The sequence below is a fragment of the Nocardia sp. NPDC003269 genome (assembly GCF_042888005.1).
Lineage (GTDB): Bacteria > Actinomycetota > Actinomycetes > Mycobacteriales > Mycobacteriaceae > Nocardia.
Genome location: NZ_JBIAPA010000001.1, coordinates 1,092,983 through 1,115,870 on the forward strand (window position 1 = coordinate 1,092,983; position 22,888 = coordinate 1,115,870).

Annotated in this window: 20 protein-coding genes; 9 read left to right on the forward strand and 11 right to left on the reverse strand. The window is 71.1% G+C overall.

The genetic code is table 11. From position 1 onward, the window contains the following. Positions 1 to 24: 24 nt before the first annotated feature. From ACFYWJ_RS04990 to ACFYWJ_RS05010, 5 genes are all read right to left on the reverse strand, one after another. The gene (locus tag ACFYWJ_RS04990; protein ID WP_387160865.1) at positions 25 to 1,953 is read right to left on the reverse strand and encodes a protein kinase; all 1,929 of its coding nucleotides are present in this window, start codon (positions 1,951 to 1,953) and stop codon (positions 25 to 27) included. Next, the gene (locus tag ACFYWJ_RS04995; protein ID WP_355283689.1) at positions 1,950 to 3,806 is read right to left on the reverse strand and encodes a serine/threonine-protein kinase; all 1,857 of its coding nucleotides are present in this window, start codon (positions 3,804 to 3,806) and stop codon (positions 1,950 to 1,952) included. Before ACFYWJ_RS04995 ends, ACFYWJ_RS04990 begins: the two co-directional genes overlap by 4 nt. A gap of 16 nt (positions 3,807 to 3,822) precedes the next feature. After that, a complete protein-coding gene (locus ACFYWJ_RS05000; protein WP_355283692.1) occupies positions 3,823 to 4,986 on the reverse strand; it encodes a hypothetical protein in 1,164 nt (387 codons plus the stop codon). Between the two features lie 83 nt (positions 4,987 to 5,069). Then, positions 5,070 to 6,959, reverse strand: coding sequence for a serine/threonine-protein kinase (locus tag ACFYWJ_RS05005; protein WP_355283695.1), 1,890 nt, complete (start codon positions 6,957 to 6,959; stop codon positions 5,070 to 5,072). A 180-nt stretch (positions 6,960 to 7,139) separates the two neighbouring features. Continuing rightward, entirely contained in the window at positions 7,140 to 8,096 is a 957-nt protein-coding gene (locus tag ACFYWJ_RS05010) for a DMT family transporter (protein WP_355283698.1), read from the reverse strand. Between the two features lie 105 nt (positions 8,097 to 8,201). Between ACFYWJ_RS05010 and ACFYWJ_RS05015 the strand changes: the two genes are divergently transcribed. Continuing rightward, entirely contained in the window at positions 8,202 to 8,714 is a 513-nt protein-coding gene (locus tag ACFYWJ_RS05015; protein ID WP_355283700.1) for a hypothetical protein, read from the forward strand. Here the strand turns inward: ACFYWJ_RS05015 and ACFYWJ_RS05020 are convergent, their stop codons facing one another. The 3 genes from ACFYWJ_RS05020 to serS all read right to left on the reverse strand — a co-directional run bounded on the left by ACFYWJ_RS05020 (position 8,715) and on the right by serS (position 13,392). Further along, positions 8,715 to 10,127 (reverse strand): MFS transporter, encoded by a 1,413-nt coding sequence (locus tag ACFYWJ_RS05020; RefSeq protein ID WP_355283825.1) that lies wholly within the window; start codon positions 10,125 to 10,127, stop codon positions 8,715 to 8,717. Between the two features lie 100 nt (positions 10,128 to 10,227). Further along, positions 10,228 to 12,057, reverse strand: a complete 1,830-nt coding sequence (locus ACFYWJ_RS05025; protein ID WP_355283703.1) for a bifunctional diguanylate cyclase/phosphodiesterase — start codon at positions 12,055 to 12,057, stop codon at positions 10,228 to 10,230. 78 nt (positions 12,058 to 12,135) lie between these two features. Then, positions 12,136 to 13,392 (reverse strand): serine--tRNA ligase, encoded by a 1,257-nt coding sequence (serS, locus tag ACFYWJ_RS05030; protein ID WP_355283706.1) that lies wholly within the window; start codon positions 13,390 to 13,392, stop codon positions 12,136 to 12,138. Between the two features lie 80 nt (positions 13,393 to 13,472). Here serS and ACFYWJ_RS05035 point away from each other — a divergent pair, with 80 nt between their 5' ends. From ACFYWJ_RS05035 to ACFYWJ_RS05060, 6 genes are all read left to right on the forward strand, one after another. Continuing rightward, on the forward strand, positions 13,473 to 15,170 hold the full coding sequence (locus tag ACFYWJ_RS05035; protein WP_355283709.1) for an aldehyde dehydrogenase family protein: 1,698 nt from the start codon (positions 13,473 to 13,475) through the stop codon (positions 15,168 to 15,170). Positions 15,171 to 15,254: 84 nt separating this feature from the next. Further along, complete coding sequence (locus tag ACFYWJ_RS05040) at positions 15,255 to 16,328, forward strand: septum formation family protein (RefSeq protein ID WP_355283712.1); 1,074 nt, start codon at positions 15,255 to 15,257, stop codon at positions 16,326 to 16,328. A gap of 14 nt (positions 16,329 to 16,342) precedes the next feature. Beyond that, complete coding sequence (locus ACFYWJ_RS05045; protein WP_378825668.1) at positions 16,343 to 16,681, forward strand: metallopeptidase family protein; 339 nt, start codon at positions 16,343 to 16,345, stop codon at positions 16,679 to 16,681. A gap of 109 nt (positions 16,682 to 16,790) precedes the next feature. Continuing rightward, positions 16,791 to 17,102 carry a PE family protein gene (locus tag ACFYWJ_RS05050; protein ID WP_355283715.1) on the forward strand — a complete coding sequence of 104 codons (312 nt, stop codon included), beginning with the start codon at positions 16,791 to 16,793 and terminating at the stop codon, positions 17,100 to 17,102. A gap of 46 nt (positions 17,103 to 17,148) precedes the next feature. Beyond that, positions 17,149 to 18,279 carry a PPE family protein gene (locus tag ACFYWJ_RS05055; RefSeq protein ID WP_355283718.1) on the forward strand — a complete coding sequence of 377 codons (1,131 nt, stop codon included), beginning with the start codon at positions 17,149 to 17,151 and terminating at the stop codon, positions 18,277 to 18,279. Between the two features lie 62 nt (positions 18,280 to 18,341). Next, positions 18,342 to 19,112, forward strand: a complete 771-nt coding sequence (locus ACFYWJ_RS05060) for an ESX secretion-associated protein EspG (RefSeq protein ID WP_355283721.1) — start codon at positions 18,342 to 18,344, stop codon at positions 19,110 to 19,112. On the opposite strand, the gene ACFYWJ_RS05065 is transcribed toward ACFYWJ_RS05060, so the two are convergent. The 3 genes from ACFYWJ_RS05065 to ACFYWJ_RS05075 are packed head-to-tail and all read right to left on the reverse strand — an operon-like array spanning position 19,113 to position 21,165. After that, positions 19,113 to 19,781 carry a histidine phosphatase family protein gene (locus ACFYWJ_RS05065; RefSeq protein ID WP_355283724.1) on the reverse strand — a complete coding sequence of 223 codons (669 nt, stop codon included), beginning with the start codon at positions 19,779 to 19,781 and terminating at the stop codon, positions 19,113 to 19,115. It lies immediately after the preceding gene. After that, positions 19,778 to 20,692: a prephenate dehydratase gene (gene pheA, locus ACFYWJ_RS05070; protein WP_355283726.1), complete on the reverse strand. Its 915-nt coding sequence runs from the start codon at positions 20,690 to 20,692 to the stop codon at positions 19,778 to 19,780. Before pheA ends, ACFYWJ_RS05065 begins: the two co-directional genes overlap by 4 nt. Positions 20,693 to 20,733: 41 nt before the next feature. Next, the gene (locus tag ACFYWJ_RS05075; protein ID WP_355283729.1) at positions 20,734 to 21,165 is read right to left on the reverse strand and encodes a hypothetical protein; all 432 of its coding nucleotides are present in this window, start codon (positions 21,163 to 21,165) and stop codon (positions 20,734 to 20,736) included. Between the two features lie 111 nt (positions 21,166 to 21,276). On the opposite strand from ACFYWJ_RS05075, the gene ACFYWJ_RS05080 reads away from it, so the two are divergent. Both ACFYWJ_RS05080 and ACFYWJ_RS05085 read left to right on the forward strand, forming a co-directional pair. Beyond that, entirely contained in the window at positions 21,277 to 22,038 is a 762-nt protein-coding gene (locus tag ACFYWJ_RS05080; RefSeq protein WP_355283731.1) for a DUF2470 domain-containing protein, read from the forward strand. 53 nt (positions 22,039 to 22,091) lie between these two features. Beyond that, on the forward strand, positions 22,092 to 22,868 hold the full coding sequence (locus ACFYWJ_RS05085) for a CPBP family intramembrane glutamic endopeptidase (protein WP_355283734.1): 777 nt from the start codon (positions 22,092 to 22,094) through the stop codon (positions 22,866 to 22,868). Positions 22,869 to 22,888: the final 20 nt, after the last annotated feature.

The window sequence follows — 22,888 nt, forward strand, 5'->3', positions numbered from 1 at the left end:
CGGGGCCGACGGGGGACGGGGATCTCAGCGGTTCGGCAGCTTCTCCGCGGCGGAGCGCAGGACCTCGGCGGCGATCGCGCAGTAGTCCTCGCGCATGCCCTCGGCACCGTGCACCGTGACCTCGACCGTCTCCTTCTCGGACCGGGGGGCGAGGTAGGCCCTGGTGCACATGGCCTTCGTGCTGGTGGCCTGGTCGACGTAGAGCCGGTACCCGTCGACGGATACCGTCACCTGCTCGTTGCCCGAGGTGTACCTGCTGCTGCTGACGAGTTTCAGGCTGAGCTGCACGCTGCCGTTCAACTGACAGGTGTGCGCGTCCGCGACCGTCGGCGCGGGCGCCAGCGCGCCGATCCTGGCGGCGACCAGCTCACGATCGAGCAGGGTGCACGGCTCGACCAGCGCCAAGGACGACTCCTGGTGCGCGGCGCGCGGCGCGGACGACAGCGACCGAGCGATGTTGGCCGCGACGTAGTCGATGCCCTCGCACCCCTTGACGCCACTCGGTTGATGGAGGGTGATGACGATGCCCGACGGACCCTCCGCACCCGGGCTGGCGATGGCCCTGGTGCAGCCGGCCGCACTGCCGTCGATGATCGGCACACCGTCGACGATGGTCTGGTTCGGCGTCAGGTACATGTCCTCGGTGCCCAGCTCCAGGCTCAGCGAGGTCCGGTTGGAGGTGGCGTAGCAGCCCCAGGTCGTGGACGTGTCCAGCTTCCAGGTGTCGGCGGCGAGCGGGGCGGGCGCGACCGGGACGGCGTCGCCGATGGCCTTGCCGAGCCAGGCGCACGCGTCGGTCTGGCGCAGCTGGGCGAGGGTCAAGCCGGTCACCGGCGCCGGTTCGCTCGCCGGTCTGGTGGCCCAGTAGGCGAGGCCGCCGACCACGAGCAGCAGCGCCGCCAGCCCGCCTGCCAGCGCGCTCCGGATTTTCGGGGTTGCCGAGTGCCAGCGGCGCAGGCCGGCTCGCATCGCCCGCCTGCTCGTGTCGAGCGCGGTCTGCCCGACCCCGGCGAGCACTTCGGGCAGCGGCCGCGCCGGTGGCGCCCCCGGCGCGACGACCGGCGGCAACCCGGCGAGCAGGGCGGATACCTGGTCCTGCTGACGGCCGATGTCGTCGAGTACCGGCGCGGGCCAGGGCGGGGCTGCGGCGGGCGGACCGCCGAGGTACTCCAGCATCTGACCCGGCGTCGGCCGGGCCGCCGGGTCCTTGCGCAGGCACGCGGCGATCAGCTCGTACAGCGGTTCGGGCACCCGGCTCAGATCGGGCTCGCGCTGCGCGATGTTGAACAGGATGTACGGCACCGACGGCGCGGTGAACGGCGCGCTGCCGGAGGCCGCGAAGGCGAGCACCGAGCCGAGCGCGAACATGTCGGCGGCCGGGGTGATCGCCAGCCCGAGCGCCTGTTCGGGCGCGAGGAAGTCCGGGGTGCCGAGGGCGGTCACGCTGCCGGTCGTCGGCGGTCCGGCGACCGGCGTGATGCCGATCTCGTTGAGCCGCCCGCTGTCGCGCGCCAGCAGCACCGAGTCGGCCCTGAGCCGCTGATGGACGAGGCCTGCGGCGTGCACGGTCCGCAATGCCGAGGCCAGGGCCGCGGCGAGCGCGCGGACGGCGGGCACCGGCAGCGGGCCGTGCTCGGCGACCGCGCGGTCGAGCCGCACGCCCGGCACGAATACCGAGGCGAGCCAGGGCTTGTCGGCATCGGCGTCGACATCGATCACCGTCGTGTTGCCGGCGCCCGAGACCCGCATCGCGGCGACCGCGCTGTGCCGCAGCCTGATCCGGAACTCGGGCTCGTCGACCAGTTCGGCCTCGGCCTGCCGCACGACGACGAGGGAATTCTCGGGGCCCGCCGCGAGCAGCGAGCGGAAACCCGCGGTCGAGTCGAGGGCGCCGATGACGCGATAGCGGCCGATGGTGTCCGGTTCGCCGGGGCCGCGGGGATGGATCGTCATGAGGTCGGCAACTTCGTGAGAACGGGCGCGAACAGGGTGGCCGCGGCATCGCACGGGCTCAACGGTCCCGGCTTGTACGCCGAGTACATGATGCGCACTTGCTCCGCCTGGTCGTCCCGGCTGGGCCTCGTCATATAGGCCAGCTCGCAGTAGTTGGCGTTCTCCGTCTGGATGTTCACCGTGCGCCCCGCGATCGTCCTGGTGGGCCGGACCTTGCCGCCGACCACATGGTCGGGGCGCAGTCGATCGTCGAGGTCGAGCGCGACATACGCTTCCCGCCCGTCCGCCACGCAGCCGTGCACCGTGCGGCCGCGGGCCGGGTCACCGGTCACCGAAGCGATGTCCGCGGAATCCAGCAGCACGCAGGGGTCGAGCCGCAGCACCGAGTTCGTGGGAAGGTCGCGCAGCGGCGGGTTGACCGCGAGGCGGCGTACCACCGCGACGAGTCCACGTTCGACCGCCGGACAGGTGTCGCTGCCCTCGAAGGTCGACGAGCTCAAGGTCAGTGCCATCGGCAGCCCGCTCTGCGCCACGACCGAGCGGTCGCAATTGCGGGCTTCCTTGTTCCGGCCGAGCACCGGCATCCAGTTGATGGTGCTGCCCATCGGGGTCCTGCCCTTGATCTGCTCGACCGGCGAGCCGTTCTCGAGGGTGAGCTGCATCTTGCGACCGGACTGTTCGCGGTAGGTGAGGCTGCACGAGTGCACGCCGTTCGGCACGAGTTCGCCGGTCGCCGTGCCGAGTTCACCGAGCACCGCCGGCTTCAGCAGCTCGCAGAGATCGAGCCTGCGGCTCTCGTCGACGGTCAGCGCGAGCGCTGGATCGTCCATCGCCACCGCGTTGCCCTCCACGCCGATGCCGACGATCGTGATGACGCCGAGCACCAGAGCCGACACCACCGCGGCCGCGACGACGAAGCGTGACAACGGCCGCTTCGGCCGCTCGACCGGCTCGGGGGCGACGGTCGCGGTGCCGTCGGCCCAGCGTGCGGCCTCGGCCTGGCATTCCGCGATCCGCCTGCGGATCCGGACCGGCCACACCGGCTCGGCCTCGATCCGGCTCGCCGCGTCGAGCAACTGTTCCGGGGTCGGGCGCGCCGCCGGGTCCTTCGCCAGGCACGCCTCGACCAGCGCGCGGATCGGCGGCGGGATGGCCGTGGTGTCCGGCGCGGTGTAGAGCACGTTGTAGAGCACCTGCGGCGTCGACGCTGCCTCGAACGGGCTGACCCCGGTGGCCGCCATCGCCAGCACCGCGCCGACCGCGAACACGTCGGAAGCCGGAGTGAGCGGCTGGCATTCGGCCTGCTCGGGCGACATGTAGGCGGGCGAGCCGAGCACCGCACCGGTGGCGGTGAGGGCGACGTCGTCCTCGAGCGCCTTGGCGATGCCGAAGTCGATGACCCGCGGGCCGTCGTTGGTCAGCAGGACATTGCTCGGCTTGAGATCACGGTGCACCAGGCCGGTCCGGTGGATCTCGAGCAGCGCCATCGCCAAGCCGGTGGCCAGCAGCTTCAGCCCGCTCACGGTCAGCCTGCCGAACTCGCCCACCATCTCCTGCAACGAGGGGCCCGCGATGTATTCCGAGGCCAGCCAGGGTGTTTCGGAGTCGGCGTCGTGGTCGACGACGCCTGCCGTGTAGGCGCCGGTGACCTGCTGGGAGGCGAGCACCTCGCGCCGGAACCTGGCCCGGAACTCGGGGTTCCCGGTGAACTGATGGTGGATCTGTTTGACGGCGATCAACCGGCCGTCGGGGCCTTGACCCAGCAGCACCTGCCCCATGCCGCCCCGGCCGACCACGGCCAGCATGCGGTTGCGGCCGAGCCGATCGGGATCCCGCGGACCCAGTGGTTTCATCGCTCGTCTCCCCGTCTCACCGGGATCCGCTCAGCAACGCGTACTGCGCGACCGCGAGTTGCCGGACATCGGTTTCCTGATTGCTGTAGACGCGGGCGACGAATTCGTCGCGGCGGACCAGGCAGGCGAACCGGCGGGCGGCGCTCACCTCGGTATTGGGCCGCGCCGCGCGATAGCACGTCACCCCGCTGAGCCCGGCCACCTCACCGATCGCCGTGTAATCGGCGGCCAGCAGCGCCTTCTCCTCGGTCGCGGCGTGCGTCTGGGCGGCACTCGCGTCCCGCGCCCGATGCAGGAACTTGTTGTACGAGACCGCGACCGCGTCGATCGAGCTCGCTTCGAAATCGCGCAGCCGAGCCGCGGGCTTGTCGAGGAGCAGGGCGTAGGTTCGCGGCCCGTAGATCATGAAATCCCAGCGGTCCGGCCAGTATTCGCCGGTCTTGACCACCCGGGTGAGCAAGTGCGCGCTGTCGAGTTTCAGGGTCGGCAGGTCGGCGGCCGCGGTGGGAACGAAGCCGTCGAGCTCGGTCAGCTGGGCGCGGTAGGTACGGGTGAGCAGCTCGGTCAGCACCTCGGGTCGCGGGTCGACGACCTTCGCGTACACCCGGATCACCAGGTTCTTCCACACCAGCCAGCTGCCGACCGTCGGCACACCGGGCCGCCAATGGCTCAGCGCGGCCGGGTAGTCGGGCAGCGGCAGCGGCGCGTTCTCGGTGTTGGCGCCGAAGTCCGCAGCGGCCATCGCCTGCGCGGCGGCACCGGCCTGCTCCGCGTCGGGCAGGGACAGGATCGTGATCGACAGCAACTTGTGCTGCTGCTCGTTGTCGGGGCGGCCGTTGCTGCCGATCGCGCCGAAACCGGCCAGCACGTCGAAGGGTTGCAGGGCCGATTGCTGCACGCCCGAGAGCAGTTCGTCGACGCCGCGCGCCCCGACGACCACGCCGCCGCCGTCGCCCTCGACCAGATCCGGGTCGACCCGGTCGGCGAACAGCAGCCGCTCCCCGATGCGCACCGATTCCACCAGCGAACCACGCACGCGGCTCGGCGCGTCGTCGAAGGCGCCGGGGACGGGCTCCAGGGCGTAGCCGCCGTGGTCGGCCTCCGCGGCATCGTCACCGCACGCCGAGGTGAGCAGCGCGAGCGACAGCAGCGCCGCGAGACAACGCGACCGGTAACGCACGAATGATCCCCTCCGACCGGCGGTCTGACCGCCGGCCCCCTCCCGAACTCTGCCGTGAAACTATCACCCGGCTATCGGCGCCGCTACTGCGCGGGCAACCTGCCGACGGCTTGCTTCACCAGCGGGTCGGCGATCTCGCACAGCTGGGCCGTGCGCAGGCTCGGATCGCTCACCACGATCTCGACGACCTCGGTGAAGGTCTGGCCGACCTTGCGGTAGCGGTAGGTCCGGCGGCATTCGGACGCCGGGGCGGTGATCTCGCCGGACTTCTCGACCAGGATGCCGTCGCCGATATCGATCGTCTCCTCCGCCATCGAGGTCTGCCGCTGTCGTGGCTGTGCCAGCGTGACCCGCACGCTGGTCGTCCCCGGCCAGTGGCAGGTGTGTGCCGACACCGGCGCACCGGCGCCGAGTCGCGCGAAGGCCGTGTTGTCCACCAGGGCACAGGGATCGACCGAGGCCAGCGAGCGCTGCGCGGCGGGATCGGCCGACAGCCCACCCAGCGACGCGGTCAGCCGGTCGACGACCTGGTCGGCGAGGGCGCAGTCGTCGCGGGTGAAGGTGTCGGCCGTGATGCCCCAGCGCGTGCCGCCCGCACCGCCCTCGATCGCGAAGGCGCAGTCGGCACCTCGGCGAGCCACCGCGTAGCCGTTGACCACCCGCGCGTTCGGCTCGAATCCGTCCATCGCGGCGCCGATTTCGACCGCGATGCGCGCGGCTCCCGAAGTACCGTCGCAGCCCCAGCTCGACGTCGCCTGCCAGCGCCAGGACGACACATCGGTGGACGCCTTGGCCGCGGCGGCGCTCGGCAGGGTGGTGCCGAGCGCCTTCGGCAGCCAGGCGCACGTGTCGACGCCGCGCAGCTGGTCGATGCTCGGGAGGGTGGCCGTCGGCGTCGCGGTCGGGGGCGCCGCTTCGCCGCCACGCAGCACGACCGCGGTGAGCCCGGCGGCGAGCACCGCCGCCACCGCCACGGCGAGCCCCACCCCCAGTGCCGTGCGCCGCTTCCGGGCCGGCGCGGTGGGCGGTGGCGCGGTGGGTGCCTGGGGAATCGCGAGGTCGGCCGGAATGATCTGGGTCGCCTCGGGGTCCGAGGTGAGCGCCACCAGATTCCGGGTCTGATCGGTGATTTCGGTGTGGATCGGCGCGGGCCAAGGGTGCGGCTGGACCGGGAGGACGCCGAGGTAGTCCAGGATCTGCGCGGGAGTTGGTCTGGCCTGGGGGTCCTTGCGCAGGCACCCCGCGATCAGCTCGCGCAGCGGCGCGGGGACCTGGTCGAGCTGGGGTTCGCTGTGGACGATGTTGAACAGGGTGTACGGCGCGGAGGTGGCGGCGAACGGGCTCTGTCCGGTGGCCGCCATGCACAGCAGCGAACCGAGTGAGAAGACATCGCTGGCCGAGGTCACCGGCTCGCTCATGGCCTGTTCCGGTGACATGTACGCGGGCGAGCCGACGACGGCGCCGACCTCGGTGAGCGCTCCGGAACCCACCGCCTGTGCGATGCCGAAATCGATGACCCTGGGTCCGTCGGCGGCGAGGATCACGTTGGCGGGCTTGAGATCACGGTGCACCAGGCCGGTGGCATGGATGGAGTGCAGGGCCGAGGCGAGACCGGAGGCGAGGGTGCGCAGCGCCGGGACGGGCAGCGGGCCGAGTTCGCGAACCGCGCGATCCAGCGGGACACCGGCGATGAACACCGAGGCCAGCCAGGGTGTTTCGCCGCTGGTGTCGAAGTCGACGACCGCCGCGGTGAACGCGCCGGACACCCGGGCGGAGATGGCGACCTCACGCTCGAAGCGGGCCCGGAACTCACGGTCGTCGAGCAGGTGGGCGTGGATCTGCTTGATCGCGACGAAGCGCCCGTCCGGCCCCGTGGCCAGCAGCACCCGCCCCATCCCGCCCGCGCCGAGCACACCGCGAATCCGGTACCGGCCGATCATCGTCAGTTCGCCCGCCGCCAACGGCTCGATCACTTCGGCACTCCCCCACTTCACTCCCGCCGCGGCGGGCGAGCCGGTCCGTTCAGCCCGGCTCGGTACGTTCGCGAGCAACCTAACACCCACGCCGACAGCGCGGTTCATCCGTGACGACCCGGCCGGAACGGCGCCGCGCGATAGAGCCGGACCGCAGCTCCATCGGATCGGCCGACGCCGCTAGGAGGCACCTCGCCGGGTGGTCGCGGCCGACGCGCGAGCGGCCACCGCGACCGCGGCGAGGACGATCGCGCAGCTGAGAACGGCTGTGGTGGAGAGTTTTCCGTCGATGGTGTCGAGCAGGAGGGCGGTGACGAGCTGGCCCGCCACGGAGGTCAGGCCGAGGAGGAGGACGCCGATCAGGCCGACGGTGACGGCGGCCAGGGCGATGAAGGCGACGCCGATCAGGCCGCCGAGGTAGAGCCAGGGGTCCGTGGGGAAGGTGGTCGGCAGGCCGGTGCGGAGCAGGGTGACCAGGTCGAACGCGCAGAGGGCGACCAGGCCGACGACGAAGTTGACCAGGGTGGCCGAGAAGGGGCCGCCGACCGCGCCGACCCTGCCGTTCACGGCTTGCTGCCAGGCCAGGCCGACGCCGGCGAGCGCGGGGAGGGCGATGAGCAGGAGCGGGAGGTCGGGGACGCCGGTGACCGCGGTGGCGGGGACGGAGTGCCCGCCCGCCGAGAGGAAGACGCCCGCGATGCCGAGCACGGCGGCGACCACCCGCCATCGGGTGACCGGCGTGCGACCGGCGGGCGCGATGCCGAGCCGATCGACGACGAGACTGCTGAGCAGCTGACCCGCCACCGCGGCGACGGTGAAGGCCGTGACACCGATCGCGGCGATCGTCAGTCCCTGGCTCGCGACGAAGAACGCGCCGCACAGGCCGCCGAGCAGCTGCCAGGGCCGCAGCGTGCCGTCCGCGACGCCGGTGCGCACCCGGCCCAGCCCGGCGCGCAGGGCCGGGCTGCCCGCGAAGGCGATCAGCAGGACCAGCAGGCCGGTGCCGAAGCTGATCGTGGCGGCCGCGACACCGTCACCCAGTTCCGCGCCGAGCGCGCCGTTGATCCGCCCCTGCACGGCGACGCCGGCGCCGATGCAGAAGCCGAAGATCAGTCCGAGACCGCCGCGCCCGACCACCGCGTCCTTTCGTCACCGTGCCGCTGTGCCCTTCGACAGTAGACTCACCGGTGGTGTCCGGACACGCGTCAGGGGGCGAGAACGATGTCGGCGAACGATGTTCCGATGCAGGCACACCCGGTGATCGACGAGGTACTGGCACGTCATCGCGCGGCGCTCGGGCCGGACGAACAGACCTACCGCAACCACGTCTATCGCTGCGCGAACTACCAGCGGGCGCTGCTCGGCGGGGAGCTGCCGGACGCGGCCGCCCTGGCCTGGGCCGTCCACGATCTGGGGATCTGGACGGCGGGCACCTTCGACTATCTCGCGCCGTCGGCCGAGCTCGGCGACGAGCTCGCGGCCGGGTTCGGGATCACCGACCCGGAACTCGTGCGGACGATGGTGCTCGAGCATCACGGTCTGCGGGCCAGGACCGATCCGCTCGTCGAGACGTTCCGGGTCGCCGATCGCGTCGATGTCAGCCACGGTGTGCTCCGCAGCGGAATCGACGCGGGGTTCGCCGCGCAGGTCGTCGCGCGGTTTCCGTATCGGGGATTCCACGGCTTCCTGGTGCGCAGCGCGCTGCGGCAGGCGGTGCGCCATCCCACGCGACCACTGCCGATGCTGCGGTGGTGACTAGTCGTCCGAGACCCGCGGCGGCAGCCAGCTCGGGGTGAGCAGCGCGGCCGCGAGCAGGACCGTGCCGAGCAGGGCGATCGTGGCCGACATCGTCAGCCACTGGGTGGCCGCGGCGACGAAACCGAACACCGCCAGCGCGACGATCTCCGAGAGCAGCCCGGAGAACGACAGCACCGTCGCCCGCGCCGGGCCCGCGATGGCGGCCTGCAGCCGGGCCCCGGCCACCACCTCGATCGCGAAGTCGACACCGTAGGCGATGCCGATACCGACGAAGCCGGCCCACAGCAGGATCGGGCCGACGGTCGGCGCGGCGCCCACCGCCAGCGCGCCCGCGATGAACAGCAGACCGGCCGCGAACAACGCGACGGCCAGCCAGCGCGCCGAGACGACCTCGGTCCGGCCAGCCAGCAGCGAACCGGCGAGCGAACCGACCACTGTCACGCCGACCAGCAGCGCGGACATGCTGGTCGACGAGCCACCGGACACCGCGAGCAGACCGAAGTACTCGTCGAAGGCGGTGACGCCGTACAGCAGGGCGCCCAGCAGCACGCCACGGCGCACCCGGCGCACCCGGAACGCCTCGGCGGTGCCGGTGCGCAGCATGTCCAGGTAGCGCGCGAGGCCGGTCGGCGTCGTCGACCGAACCGCGATGTCCTGGGCGGGCGCGACCCGGTCGCCCGTGCGGACGCTGGGCGCCAGGTCGTCGACGCGGGCCGTTTCGGCGGTGCTCGCCGGGCGTGGGTGCCCGGGAGCCGCGCCGGGGACCCGGTGCGGGCCCGCAGCCGGTGGCTCGTCGTCGAGGTCGTCGACGGCGGTGGCGGAGATGGCGACCGGCGGGCTCGGCAATGCCACCGCGGTCAGGGTGTGCAGCAGGGCGATACCGACACTGACCCAGCCGACCAGCGGATAGCCGCCGAGCGCGAAGAGCGGGGCGGCAACCAGGATCGCCGCCAGCACCGTGGTCTCCTGGGCGCCACGCGCCCAGCCCATGATCCTGGCGTAGGCCGACGGCTCCCCACGGGCGACCAGGTCGTCGTAGATCAGCGCCTCGAAGGTGCCCGATTCCAGCGACGACGCGACACCCCAGATCACGAAGCCCAGCGCGAAACCGAGGAACGACGGGGCCAGCATCCAGAGCGCGAAACAGGCCGCCTGCAGCAGGCAGCTCAGCACCAGCAACGCCCGGCGCGAGACGGTGTCGGCCCAGGCGCCCGACGGCACCTCCAGCAGGAAGGCGGTGATCGACCAGAGGGCGAGCAGCAGCGAGATCTGCGCGGTGCTCAGGCCGTGATCGGCGAAGAGCACACCGTAGAGCGCATAGATCGGCAGCAGGTCGCGCGTGCCCCTGAACAGGACCGCCCGAACCGCGACACCGCGCACGTCGACCGGGTCACTGGTCAAGCGCGCCACCACCGCCGCAGCGCGCCGGTAGAGCTCCGAAGATCAACAGCGGTAGATGAGCATTCGCATGCGTCCATAGTTCGCCGCGAGCGGGCGCGACGTCAAGCGATTAACCGAGCGGAATCCAGCCGCTCGCCGAGAGCGAATCGTCGTCGGTGCTGCCGGTGCGCGGCTGACCGTCGTTGAGGTCGTTGATCAGTTCCGAGACCGGATGCGAGTCGCTGTAGTGGTAGCCCTGGGCCAGCGCGAAGCCGAGCTCGGTGAGCACCGCCGCCTGGTATTCGGTCTCCACGCCCTCGGCGATGACCTGCAGATCCAGCGACTTGCTGAGCGCGGCGATCACCCCGAGCAGCGGCGGCGCCGGTGAGTCGGAGCGGATCGCGGCGACGAAGGACTGGTCGACCTTGAGGATGTCGCTGGGGATGGTGGCCAGGCGGCTCAGCGAGGAGTAGCCAGTGCCGAAGTCGTCGATGGCGATGCGGACGCCACGGTCGCGCAGGGTGTGCAGGTTGGTGATCGCGGTCTGCGATTCGGCGGCCAGCTCGCTCTCGGTGACCTCGAGGACCAGCTGATCGGCGGGCCAGCCGGTGTCGTTGAGGATGGTCGCGACCCGCTCGGCGTAATCGGGTTCGGCAAGCTCCAGGCCCGAGACGTTGACGTTCAGGGTCAGGTCCAGCGAGGCGAAGCTCTCCTGCAAGCGGGCGGCGTCGGCGCACGCGCGGCGCAGCACCAGCTCGTCCAGGTCGGAGATGAGGTCGTATTCCTCGGCGACCCGGATCAGGCCCTCGGTGGTGACCTCCGGCTGGGCGTTGGACGACCAGCGCAGCAGCGCCTCGACGCCGACGGCCTGGCCGCCGTCCTCGGACAGGCTGACGATCGGCTGGTAGTGCACGTCGAGCGCGCCGCGGTCGATCGCCTCGCGCAGCTCCACCGCCAGCGGCAGCTGCCGCGACGACTCGAGCACCGTGCGGTTGCGGCCCGCCTGCTTGGCCCGGTACAGGCCGACATCGGCGCGGCTGATCAGCAGCGACCCGGACTCGCCCGGCTGCCAGGAGGTGACACCGGCCGAACAGCCCATGGTCACCGCGGCGCGCAGCTTCTCGGTGAGCAGGATCGCGGCCTGCTCGGTGGTGCCGGGCAGCAGCAGCGCGAAGACGTCGCCGCCGAAGCGGGCCAGCACCTGATCGGGGGCGAGCAGGTCGAGCCAGGTGTCGGCGACCCGCTGCAGCACCGCGTCCCCCGCCCGGTGGCCGAGGTGATCGTTGATCTTCTGGAAGCGGTCCAGGTCGACCAGGACCAGGGCCAGGCCCTGACCGCCGCGACCCGCCGCGTCGATCGCGGGGTTGAGCTGCTTCTCGAAGCCACGCCGGTTCAGCAGCCCGGTGAGCACATCGATATCGGCGTCCGAGGCCATCCTGGTCAGGATGCCGACGACGACACCGGCGCCGAAGGTGACACCGGCCGGGATCATGCCCGACCACCACGGCAGCCCACGGTCGGGCAGCACCCACAGGCACAGCGCCATGGCGAAGCCGATGTGCGCCGCGGCCTGGGGCCACGCGAAGAACAGCGCGGCGTCACAGGCGACGAAGACGTAGAACGAGGCCAGCGTGATGCCGCCGACCAGGTTCGGGAAGGAGTGCACCGCGATCGTCACCAGGACGGTCGCGGTCGCCAGGTAGAGGTGGTGCAGGGAGTGCGGCATCCGCGGACCCCACGCCAGCAACGTCAGACCGAGCACCAGCGCGACCGCCGCCGCCGTACCGACCAGCAGCCGATTACCGTCGTCACCCGGTGCGATGGCAGTGATCGTCAGGCCGAGGACACCGCCGAGGACGTAGAACGCCCCCGTTGTCCTGGCCATGACCTTCGCCGTCGCCAACGCCGATGCCGCCCGCACCCGGGTTCGGGTATCGCCGCGCGCCCCGATTCCTCGCACGAGCACCAGCCTAGATGTTGTTCGGTCAGGGCGTTTGCCACATCCACCAAATGGGAGTCCAGCAAACAGTGAAGGACTCTACGGTTTGAGTACTTCGGTGCCGACGAAGGGCACCAGGGCCGCGGGCACCCGCACCGAACCGTCGGCCTGCTGGTGGTTCTCCAGGATCGCCACGATCCAGCGCGTGGTCGCCAGCGTGCCGTTCAGCGTGGCCGCGACCTGCGCTTTCCCGTTCTCGTCGCGGTAGCGCACGGCGAGCCTGCGGGCCTGGAAGGTGGTGCAGTTGGAGGTCGAGGTGAGTTCGCGGTAGGTCTGCTGGGTGGGCACCCAGGCCTCGCAGTCGAACTTGCGCGCCGCCGAGCTGCCCAGGTCGCCCGCGGCCACGTCGATGACCCGGTAGGGCACGTCGATCGCGGCCAGCATCTCGCGCTCCCACGCGAGCAGCCGCTGATGCTCGGCATCGGCCTGCTCGGGCGTGGTGTAGACGAACATCTCCACCTTGTCGAACTGGTGCACGCGGATGATGCCGCGGGTGTCCTTGCCGTAGCTGCCCGCCTCGCGGCGGAAACACGACGACCAGCCCGCGTAGCGCTTCGGGCCCTCGCTCAGGTCGAGGATCTCCTCGGCGTGGTAGCCGGCCAGCGGCACCTCCGAGGTGCCGACGAGGTACAGATCGTCGTCGGCCAGGTGGTAGACCTCCGCCGAGTGCTGACCGAGGAAGCCGGTCCCGGCCATGATCTCCGGGCGCACCAGCACCGGCGGGATCATCATGGTGAAGCCGTTGGCGACGGCCTTCTGCGCGGCCAGCTGGAGCAGGCCCAGCTGCAACAGCGCGCCGGCGCCGGTCAGGAAGTAGAACCGCGAGCCCGACACCTTGGCGCCGCGCTCCATATCGATCAGGCCGAGCGACTCGCCGAGCTCGAGGTGATCCTTCGGCTCGAAGTCGAACTCCGGTGGGGTGCCGACCGTTTCGAGCACGATGTAGTCGTCCTCGCCGCCCGCGGGCGCGCCGTCCTGCACCACGTTGGAGATGGCGCGGTGCGCGGCGTCGAGGTCGGCGTCGGCCGCGTTCTGGGCGACCTCGGCTTCCTTGACCTTGGCGGACATGTCGGTCGCGGCGGCCAGCAGCGCCGGACGCTCGTCCTTGCTCGCCTTGCCGATGACCTTGCCCATCGCCTTGTGCTCGGCCCGCAGCGTATCGGCGGTGGCCACGGCGGCCCGGCGCGCGGCGTCGGCTTCGAGCAGGGCGTCGACGAGTGCGGGGTCCTCACCGCGGGCCCGCTGCGAGGCTCGGACGGCTTCCGGGTTCTCGCGCAGGAATCGGAGGTCGATCATGAGAAAACAGCCTAGTAGTTTACTCAACTCTTTATCCCGCGGCCTATGCCTTCCGGGCCGAACAGGAGCATAGTTGCGGTGTGAGTACTACTTTCGACACCGCCGTCATCGACACCGCGCTCGCTGATCTCACACAGGGGGAAAAGACCTGGGCCGCGACCGACCTGCGCCGTCGCCGCGAACTGCTCGAGGAACTCCATACGAAAACCGCCGCCAACGCCGAGGCGTGGGTGGCGGCGGCCCGCACCATCAAGCAGCTGTCCGCCGACAGTCCGCTGGTCGGTGAGGAGTGGATGTCGGGGCCGATGACGATGCTGGCCGGCGCGCAGGCGCTGGCCGAATCGATCGGCGCGCTCGAGCGCGGCGCGAGCCCGCTCGACGGTGTCGACCTCGGCACCGCCCCCGGTGGCCGGGTCTCGGTGCCCGCGCTGCCGCACGGCGTCTACGACAAGCTGCTGCTCAGCGGCTTCAGCGCCGATGTCTGGCTGCGTCCCGGCGTCGACGCGGCCACCGCGCGGCGCAAGGCCGGGCTGGCCCAGCTCGAACCGGCCGCGACCGGCGGTGTCGGCGCGGTCCTCGGCGCGGGCAACATCATGTCGATCGCGCCGCTGGACACCCTCTACGAGCTCTACGCCAACAACCGGGTCGTCGCGCTCAAGCTCAACCCGATCACCGATCCGCTGCTGCCGGTGTTCCAGGCCATCTTCGCGCCGTTCATCGAGCTCGGGGTCGTCCGCATCCTCACCGGCGGCGCGCCGGAGGGCGGCTACCTGGTGACCCATCCGCAGGTCGCGCACGTGCACATGACCGGCGGCGCGCCCACCCACGACGCGATCGTGTGGGGTCCCGGCGAGGCGGGCGCCGAGCGCAAGAAGACCGGCGAGCCCGCGCTGGACAAGCCGATCACCAGCGAACTCGGCGGCGTCGCCCCGTGCATCGTGGTGCCCGGCGACTGGTCCGCCGCCGACCTGAAGTTCCAGGCCGAGCACGTGGCGACCCAGCGGCTGCACAACGGCGGCTACAACTGCGTCGCCGCCCAGACCGTGGTGCTCAGCGCGGACTGGCCGCTCAAGGACGCGTTCCTCACCGAACTGCGCGCGGCGATCGACGGCGCGCCCGCGCGGCCCGCCTACTACCCGGGCAGCGACGGCCGGGTCGAGGGCGCGCTGTCGGCGTACCCGGGTTCGGAGCGGGCCAACGGCCGCGTGCTCGTCGAGAACCTGCCCACCGCGGACACCCCGCTGCTGCGCACCGAGTACTTCTCCCCCGTGCTCGGCGTGGTCGAGCTGACCGGCACCGGCGGCGAGTTCCTCCGCAACGCGGTCGATTTCGCCAACGACGAGCTGATGGGCACGCTGGGCGCCAACATCATCGCCCACCCGGCGACGATCAAGGAGCTCGGCGGCGCACTCGACACCGCGATCGAGGACCTGCGCTACGGCACCGTCGCGCTCAACGCGTGGACCGGCCTGGCCTTCCTGACCCCGCGCGCGAGCTGGGGTGCCTTCCCCGGCCACACCCTCGACGACATCCAGAGCGGCATCGGCGTCGTGCACAACGCCTTCCTGCTCGACGATGTGGAGCGCACCGTGGTCCGCGGCCCGTTCCGGCCCGCGCCCCGCGCACTGCTGCACGGCGAATTCACCCTGAGCCCGAAGCCGCCGTGGTTCGTCAGCAACAAGACCGGCACCGGCACGGGTCGCAAGCTCACCGATTTCTACGGCGACGGCAAGAAGACCCGCCTGCCCGGCATCTTCACCTCGGCCCTGCGCGGCTGACGGCCACGGCCCGGGACCTGCGCCGACGGGTTCCGGGCCGAAGGTCGTGGCACGGCAGCGACCGCGCTGCCATGATGGACCGCGATGTCTGATGAGCAGAGGGAACCAGCCGAGGGATCCGCGTCGCGTGGCCGCGTCCCCAGTTCGCTGCATCTGTCGGCGACGAAACTGCGGTGGGGGCTGCTGATCGGCGCCCTCGGTGCGGTGCTCGCGGCGATGGTCACCATGCTGGTCACCGGCTTCGAGAACGACAAGGGGCTGGAGGCGCACCAGCCCGGCTCCGAGCCCGTGGTCAGGGACAAGGAGTTCTCCAGCGCGAGCGTGGGCGACTGCCTGAGCTGGACCAAGGCCGACCGCAGCGACCTGGTGAAGGTGAACTGCGAGGACAAGCACCTGTTCGAGGTGGCCGGCGTCATCGATCTCGCCGCCTACCCGGGCCGGGAGTTCGCCGGCGGCACCAGGCACCCCGATTCGCTGCGGATGACCGAGCTGCGCGACGAGCACTGCGTCCCGGCGGTGCAGCAGTACCTGGGCGGGCGCTTCGATCCGCGCGGCCGGTACATGGTGAACGTGATGTCGCCGAGCCCGGCGGGCTGGCAGCACGGCGACCGCACCCTGCGCTGTGGCCTCCAGGTCGCCGCGACCGCGACCAGCCCGGCCGCGACCGGCGCCGTCGCGAGCCAGGACCAGTCGAAGGTGCACGCCACCGGCACCTGCCTCGGCATCAACCAGAACCTGCCGACCGATCCGGTCGACTGCGCCCAGCCGCATTCGGTCGAGATCGTCGGCACCGTAGACCTGGCGAGCAACTTCACCGGCGGGCCGCCCTCGGAGGCCGACCAGGACAAGTACGTCGAGTCCGAATGCAACCGGCTCTCGACCGACTATCTGGGCAGCCCCGACGCCATCCGGAACAAGACGCTGACGCTGTTCTTCGATTATCTGGAACCGACCAGTTGGCTCGCGGGCAGCCACAAACTGGATTGCTGGCTCGGAAAAGGCGCCGACCGTGAGGGATTCGCCGCGATCGTCGGATCGGCCCGCGGCGAGATCCTGATCGACGGTCAAGCCCCGGTGCCGCCGCCGAACACCGGCCGCTCCACGCCCGCCCCGCTGCCCGGCGCGGCGCCGCTGCCCCCGCAGCCGCAGCCGCGGTGACCGTGTCGGAACGGATGTCGCCGGAGCGCTTCGAGGAGCTGGTCGGCGACGCGCTCGACCTGATCCCGCCCGAGCTGGCCGAGGCGATCGACAACGTCGTGGTGCTGGTCGAGGCCAGAAACGACGAGGAACCCTCGCTGCTCGGGCTGTATCACGGCATCGCGCTCACCGAGCGCGACAGCTACTACGCGGGGTCACTGCCGGATACCGTGACCATCTATCGAGAGGCTATTCTCGACATCTGCGATACCGACGACGAGGTGGTCGAGGAAGTAGCGATCACCGTGATCCATGAAATAGCACACTATTTCGGGATTGACGACGACCGGTTGCATGAGCTGGGATGGGGCTAGCGAAACTGGGTGGGGAATCGATGGAACCGAACGACCCGCTCTCGCGTCCTATCACTCGTAGGGGGAATTCTCGTGGTTCCCGATAGTCGCCACCAGAAGGAGTCGGGTCATGGTCGGACACGTTCTCGTCACACCTGAAATCGTCCTCGCCGCTGCCGCCGAGCTGGATCTGCTCGCCGAGCGCCTCGCCGTGGCCGCCGGCCTCGCCGGGCCAACCACCCATGTGCTCCCGTCCGGTGCCGAAGAGGTGTCGCTGCTCGCGGCCTCGCACTTCAACCGCGCCGCCGCCACGCACGACAGCTCCGTCGCCCAGGGCATCCTCGAGCTGCACCACGCGGCCGCGACCCTGCGCTCGCAGCTCGTCACCAATATCGGCGAGGACATCGCCCAGGGCGCGGCGATCACCGCGATCCAGGTCTAGTCGTACCCGATCCGTCGTCGATCATTCATTCAGGGGAGAAACAAGCATGACCGCAGGGATCACCGGGGTCTTCTGGCTGCCGCGCATGGCAGAAGTCAACTCGACCACGCTCAACGCGGGCGCACACGCCGTTCCGATCTCCGCCGCCGCCACCTCGTGGGGCACGCTGGCCGCGGCGTGGGGTGACGCCGCCTTCACCGTCACCCGCGTCATCGCCGAGGTCGGCGTCGGCCTGCAGGGTGTCAACGGCCTCGCCGTGCTCGCCAAGCTCGCGCCCTTCGGCGCCTGGGCGGGTCAGCAGGGCATCATGGCCGCGGCCATGGGGGTCAAGGCCACCGCCAACGCCACCGCCTACACCGTGGCCTCGCTCGCGATGCCGAGCCTGCCCGAGATCGCCGCGACCAACACCGCGGTGGCCGCGTCGGCCAACCCGCCCGGTGTCGTGTCCGGCGCCTTCGAGGCGGCCGAGGTCGCCCGCAACGCCATGGACATCCGCGCCGCGCTGGTGATGGAGACCTACGAGGCCGCCACCACCGCCACCGTCACCACGCCCGGTGAGTTCTCGATGCCGCCGACCATCGCCAACGGCGCGGGCACCGCGGCCGAGGGCGACTTCGGCGGCGACCCGCTGAGCACCGCGGTCGCCGCGGCGCAGGCCTTCGTCACCAACCCCGGTGTCGTGAGCGCCGCCACCCAGGCGGCCAATGTCGCCGGTGGCGTCGTCACCAGCGGCGTCAGCACGGTCGGCAACATCGGCGCCTCGGCGATCTCGGCCGCCACCTCGGCGACCGTGCCCGCGGCCACCGGCGCGGCGCCCGCGATGGCGAGCCTCGGCGCGGTCGGCGCGGCGGCCGGAGTGGCCACCACGTCGGCGGGCCTCGGCAACGTCTCGCTCAGCAACGGTCAGCTGAAGCTGCCCGAGGGCTGGGGCGCGCCGGCGGCCAACGCGCCCGCCGCGGCGCCCGCGGTCACCGAGTCGGTCGTCGCCCGCGCGGACGGCGCGCCCGTGCGCAACGCGAACACCAGCGGCAACCCGCTGATGGGCAACCGCGCCAACGGCGAGGACGACGACGAGCACGACGCCGTCGACTACGGCCGTTCGGACGAGGCGTTCACCGACGGCCGGTACACGGCCGAAGGTGTGATCGGCGGCGATCTCGCCGGATCGGCCAAGTGACGGTGCTCGGGGGGAGTAGCGGGGGTTCGTTGCTGGAGGCCGTCGTGCTTTCGCTCGACGAGATGCAGTTTCTCCTGGAGAAGCTGCAGTTCGACGAGATGCCCGTGGTGCTCGACGCCATGGGTCGCTACGACAACATCTCGACGCACGACGCCGCCATGAAGGCGGCCGAAGCCGCTCTCACCGAGCGTGAACTGCTGTTCGGTGACGTGGTCCAGACCGAGCTGGCGGAGCGCCTGCGGGTGCTCTACCGGCCGCAGTGGATCATCGCCCTGCGCTGGGTGGTCCAGGGCCACGTCAACCGGTTCTGCCTGGCGCAGGGCGACGACCGCGCGGTCGTCGCCCTGCGCGGGCCGGAGTCCTTCGTCATCGACGACGCGGGCCTCGACCTGCCGGGCGCGGTGCTGCAGGCGCTCGGGCACTCCGAAGCGCTCGAGCTGTACGGGATGAACGCGCCCACCGAGGAACTCGCGCCGATCTTCGGCGACACCGGTGACGTCGCGGCCACCACGCAGCGGCTGAGCAAGATCGGCAAGCCGGCCACCGACGCCCAGGCCCTGTCCTCGGCCCTGGTGGAGATCCACTCCTACGCCGAGATCGTCGGCGTCGCCTACGGTGACGGCACCCGCGATATCCAGGACAACCACATCGCCGTGTTCAACACGCGCGCGGGCCGATTCATCATCACCGCCAGCATGGCCGACGACGGCGTGAAGTGGTCGTCCATCGCGACCGGCACCACCGCGCGCCTGCGCACCGCGGTGGCCGATCTCATCGAGTCACTGCCGATCCGCGCCGAGTTCCCGACCGCGAAGGCCGACAACCCGGTCTGATCAGCCCATCGGGTCGTCGGCCGACAGCGCGGCCTCGAGCGCGAACGGCGGGGTGAACCTGCCCCAGCGCAGGCACTCCCAGCCGCCGTCGGCGGTGGGCAGCAGCTCGATGGTCTCGGTGTTGTCGAGGTGGTTGTTCGTCGTGAACGGCGGCGCCACCCCGGCCAGCGTCATCGCGACCAGGCGCATGGCGGCGCCGTGGTTCACCACGATCACGTCGCCCTCGGCGTCCGCGGTCAGGAATTCCTCGCGCAGTCCGGCGAGGATCGGCACGATCCGGTCGATCACCTCGCGGCCGGATTCACCTCCGGGTGCCCTGGTGTCGAGCTCGCCGCGATGCCAGCCCCGGTAGATCTCCTGGAAGACCTGGTGCGCGGCCTGGTCCGAGCGACCGTGCAGCTCGCCGACCTGCACCTCGTACAGCCCGTCGAGGACGTGCGCGGGCGAACCGGTGGCCGCCTCGATGTAGCTCGCCGTCTGCCGGGCGCGCAGCGCCTCCGACGACACCAGCACCTGCGGCGCCCGCACCAGCCCGGCGCCGAAGGCTTTCGCCTGTGCCACACCGCGTTCGGTGAGCGGGAGACCGGGCACCTGGGTGTCCAGGATCTTCGCGACGTTGCCCTCGGTCTCGCCGTGCCGCACCAGCACCAGCTTCGCGGGTGTACTCATAGGTCAGCGACCCCCTTTCGCAATTGCGTCAACCATTCTGCGGCAGGTTCGTCCGACGGGGGCGGTGTTCCGACTGCCGCGTACGCGGGCCACGAGCCGAGGTAGCGGACCCGCGCCGTGCGATGCAAAGCCTTCAATGTCTCCGCGACCGCCGGATCGTCGATATGGCCGACGCAGTCCAGGTAGAAGCGGTAGGTGCCCATCGCGGTCCGGGTGGGCCGCGACTCGATCCTGGTGAGATCGACACCGCGGGTGGCGAATTCGGCGAACGCGCGCATCAGCGACCCGGGTTCGTTCGGGAGTTCGAGCACGATCGACGTGCGATCGGCGCCGGTGGCGTGCGGGGCGACCCCGGGTTTCGTCACCAGGACGAATCGGGTGATCGCCTGCTCGTGGTCGGCCACCCCGGCGGCCAGCGTGGCCAGGCCGAGCCGCTCCCCCGCCAGCGCCGTCGACACCGCCGCGTCGGCGATGCCGGCCGCGACGTCCTCGGCGGCGGCCGCGTTGGAGGCCGAGGTGAACGGTTGCGCCGCCGGCATGTTCCGCGCGACCCACTGCCTGACCTGCGCGGCCGCGACCGGGTAGGCCGCCAGCGTGCGCACCTCGGTGAGGGTTGTGCCGGGTCGCGCGAGGATCGTGAAGCTCACCTCGAGCTCGGTCTCGGCGACGATCTGCAGCCGAGGTCCGAGGGCGAGCGAATCCAGCGTCGCCGGGATCGATCCTTCGACCGAACTCTCGATCGGCACGACGGCGCCGTCGACGTCAGCGGACCGGATCAGATCGAGCGCCGCGCCCTGACTCGGCGCGGCGACTCGCTCGACGGGGCCGTCGAAGGCTCCCGAGTTCTCGAACTTCGCCAGAGCCATCTCGGTGAACGTTCCGGACGGTCCGAAATACGCAATACGCGGCACACAGAAAGATTAGCTGGATCGTTGTCCGAAGTCGGCCCGGCTCAGGAATCCAGCACTCGGAGAGCGTCGCGGATCGCCTGCTCATCGTCGGTTTCGACGGCCAGCAGGACGGTGCGGGTGGCTTCGATGGCCGGTGGCTTGAGCGAGGTCAGGAATTCGAGGTCGGGGGTGGTGAGGGCGGTCGGGATGTCCTCGCCGCACAGGGCGGCGACCGTGCCCGCGACGATGGCGACGGCGCGGGGCGCGCTGGCGGTGCGGGCAACGAAACCGTGGTCGGCGTGCGCGATCCGGACCAGGAAGGCGGCCAGTTCGGCGTCGGGAACGTCGATGTCGACGACCTCGGCGGTGGCCGGTGCGCTGCCCGGCGGGCGGACCAGGCCGGCCACCAGGCTGCGGCGGGCGGGGGTCGAGAGCGTGACCAGCACGGGTTCGGCGGGGGTCGGGTGGTCGTCGCCGTGGTCGTCGTGCGTCATCAGACCACCGTAGAGCCGATTCGTTCGCCGATTCGCTCGGGTGTCCTCTTGCGCGAACCGGCGCTGTAACTTAGCTTAGGTTTACCTAATCATCAGTTCGCGGAGGATGTCATGTCGAGCCCCACCACGATTCTCGCGCCGACGACCGCCGAGCGCGTGCGTAGTGCGTGCGCCCACGCGGAAACGGCGATGCTCGCGCTCCCCGGCATCGATCCGGTGCCGACCACGCTGCATCACCTGCGCCGCTGCGGCGACGCGGTGATCGCGGTGCCCGCCACCTCGATCGCGGCGGCGCTGGCGGCGACCGCGAACGAGACCTCGGCGGTGCTCGAGCTCACCGACCACGCCCCGCTGCCGCTGCGCGAACCGGTCCGCGCGCTGGTGTGGCTGCGCGGCTGGGTGCGGCAGGTGCCGATGCAGGCACAGCGCGCGCTCGCGGTCGAGATCGCCAAGGAATACCCGCATCCGGGGCTGCTGGACGTCGGCCACGGGGTCACCCTGCTGCGCGTCGTGGTGAATTCGGCGGTGCTGGCCGACACCTCGGGCGCGGAATCGGTCGACCACGCCGACCTGCGCGCGGCCACCGCCGATCCGTTCTGCGAGATGGAGAGCGCCTGGCTGCAGCACATGGTCGAGGACCACGCCGACATCGTCGCCATGCTTGCCCGCCACCTGCCGACCCGGCTGCGCGGCGGCCTGGTGCACCCGCTGGCCATCGACCGCTACGGCCTGACCCTGCGGGTGGAGAGCAACGAGGGCGACCACGACGTGCGCCTGCCCTTCGCCACGCCCGCCGACGACGTCGCCGCGCTGAGCAAGGCCGTGCGCATCCTGGCGGGCTGCCCCTTTCTGAACGGCCTGCGCCGCATCTGAATCCGTCACGGCGCGACGCGCCCCGGCCACCCGGGCTGCCTACACTGCGCGACATGCGCGTCGATCCTCCTGACACCACGCTCAGCGAGCGGGAACGGTTCGGTCTCCGAGTCGAGATCGCCATCGTCCTGCTCGTCACCTTCGGGCTGAGCGGGATCAGCGCGGGCCTGGCCCTGCTCGACTCGGCGCTGGCCCCCGGCGGGGTCGGCGGGCGCACGGTGGCGCTGAACGCCTCGCGCTCGGACAACTCGATCCTCGACCTGCTGTTCCAGCTCGTCGGCGTCACCCGCCTGCTCGCGTGGGCGGCGCTGGGCCTGTACCTGTTGTGGCGCAGCGGGATCGGACCGCGGCTGATCGGGCTGGCCAGGATCCGCCGGACCGACGTGCTGCACGGCCTGATCCTGGCCGCGGTGATCGGCCTGCCCGGACTGGCGCTGTATCTCATCGCGCACGCGCTCGGGGTGAGCGTCACCATCGTGCCCAGCTCGCTGACCGAGCACTGGTGGCGGCTGCCGGTGCTGATCCTGTCGGCCTGCGCGAACGCGGTCGCCGAGGAAGTACTCGTGGTGGCCTACCTGATCACCCGGCTGCGCAAGCTCGGCTGGTCGGAGAACCGGTCACTGGCCGCCTCGGCGCTGCTGCGTGGCAGCTATCACCTGTACCAGGGACTCGGTGGCGGGCTCGGCAACATCGTGATGGGCGTGATCTTCGGCCGGTACTGGCAGCGCACCAATCGGCTGTGGCCGCTGATCCTGGCGCACGCGACCATCGACGCGGTCGCCTACCTGGGCTATACCGTGCTGCGCGGCCGCGTCGGCTGGCTGCCGTGAGGCGGCGTGTCACGGCGAGT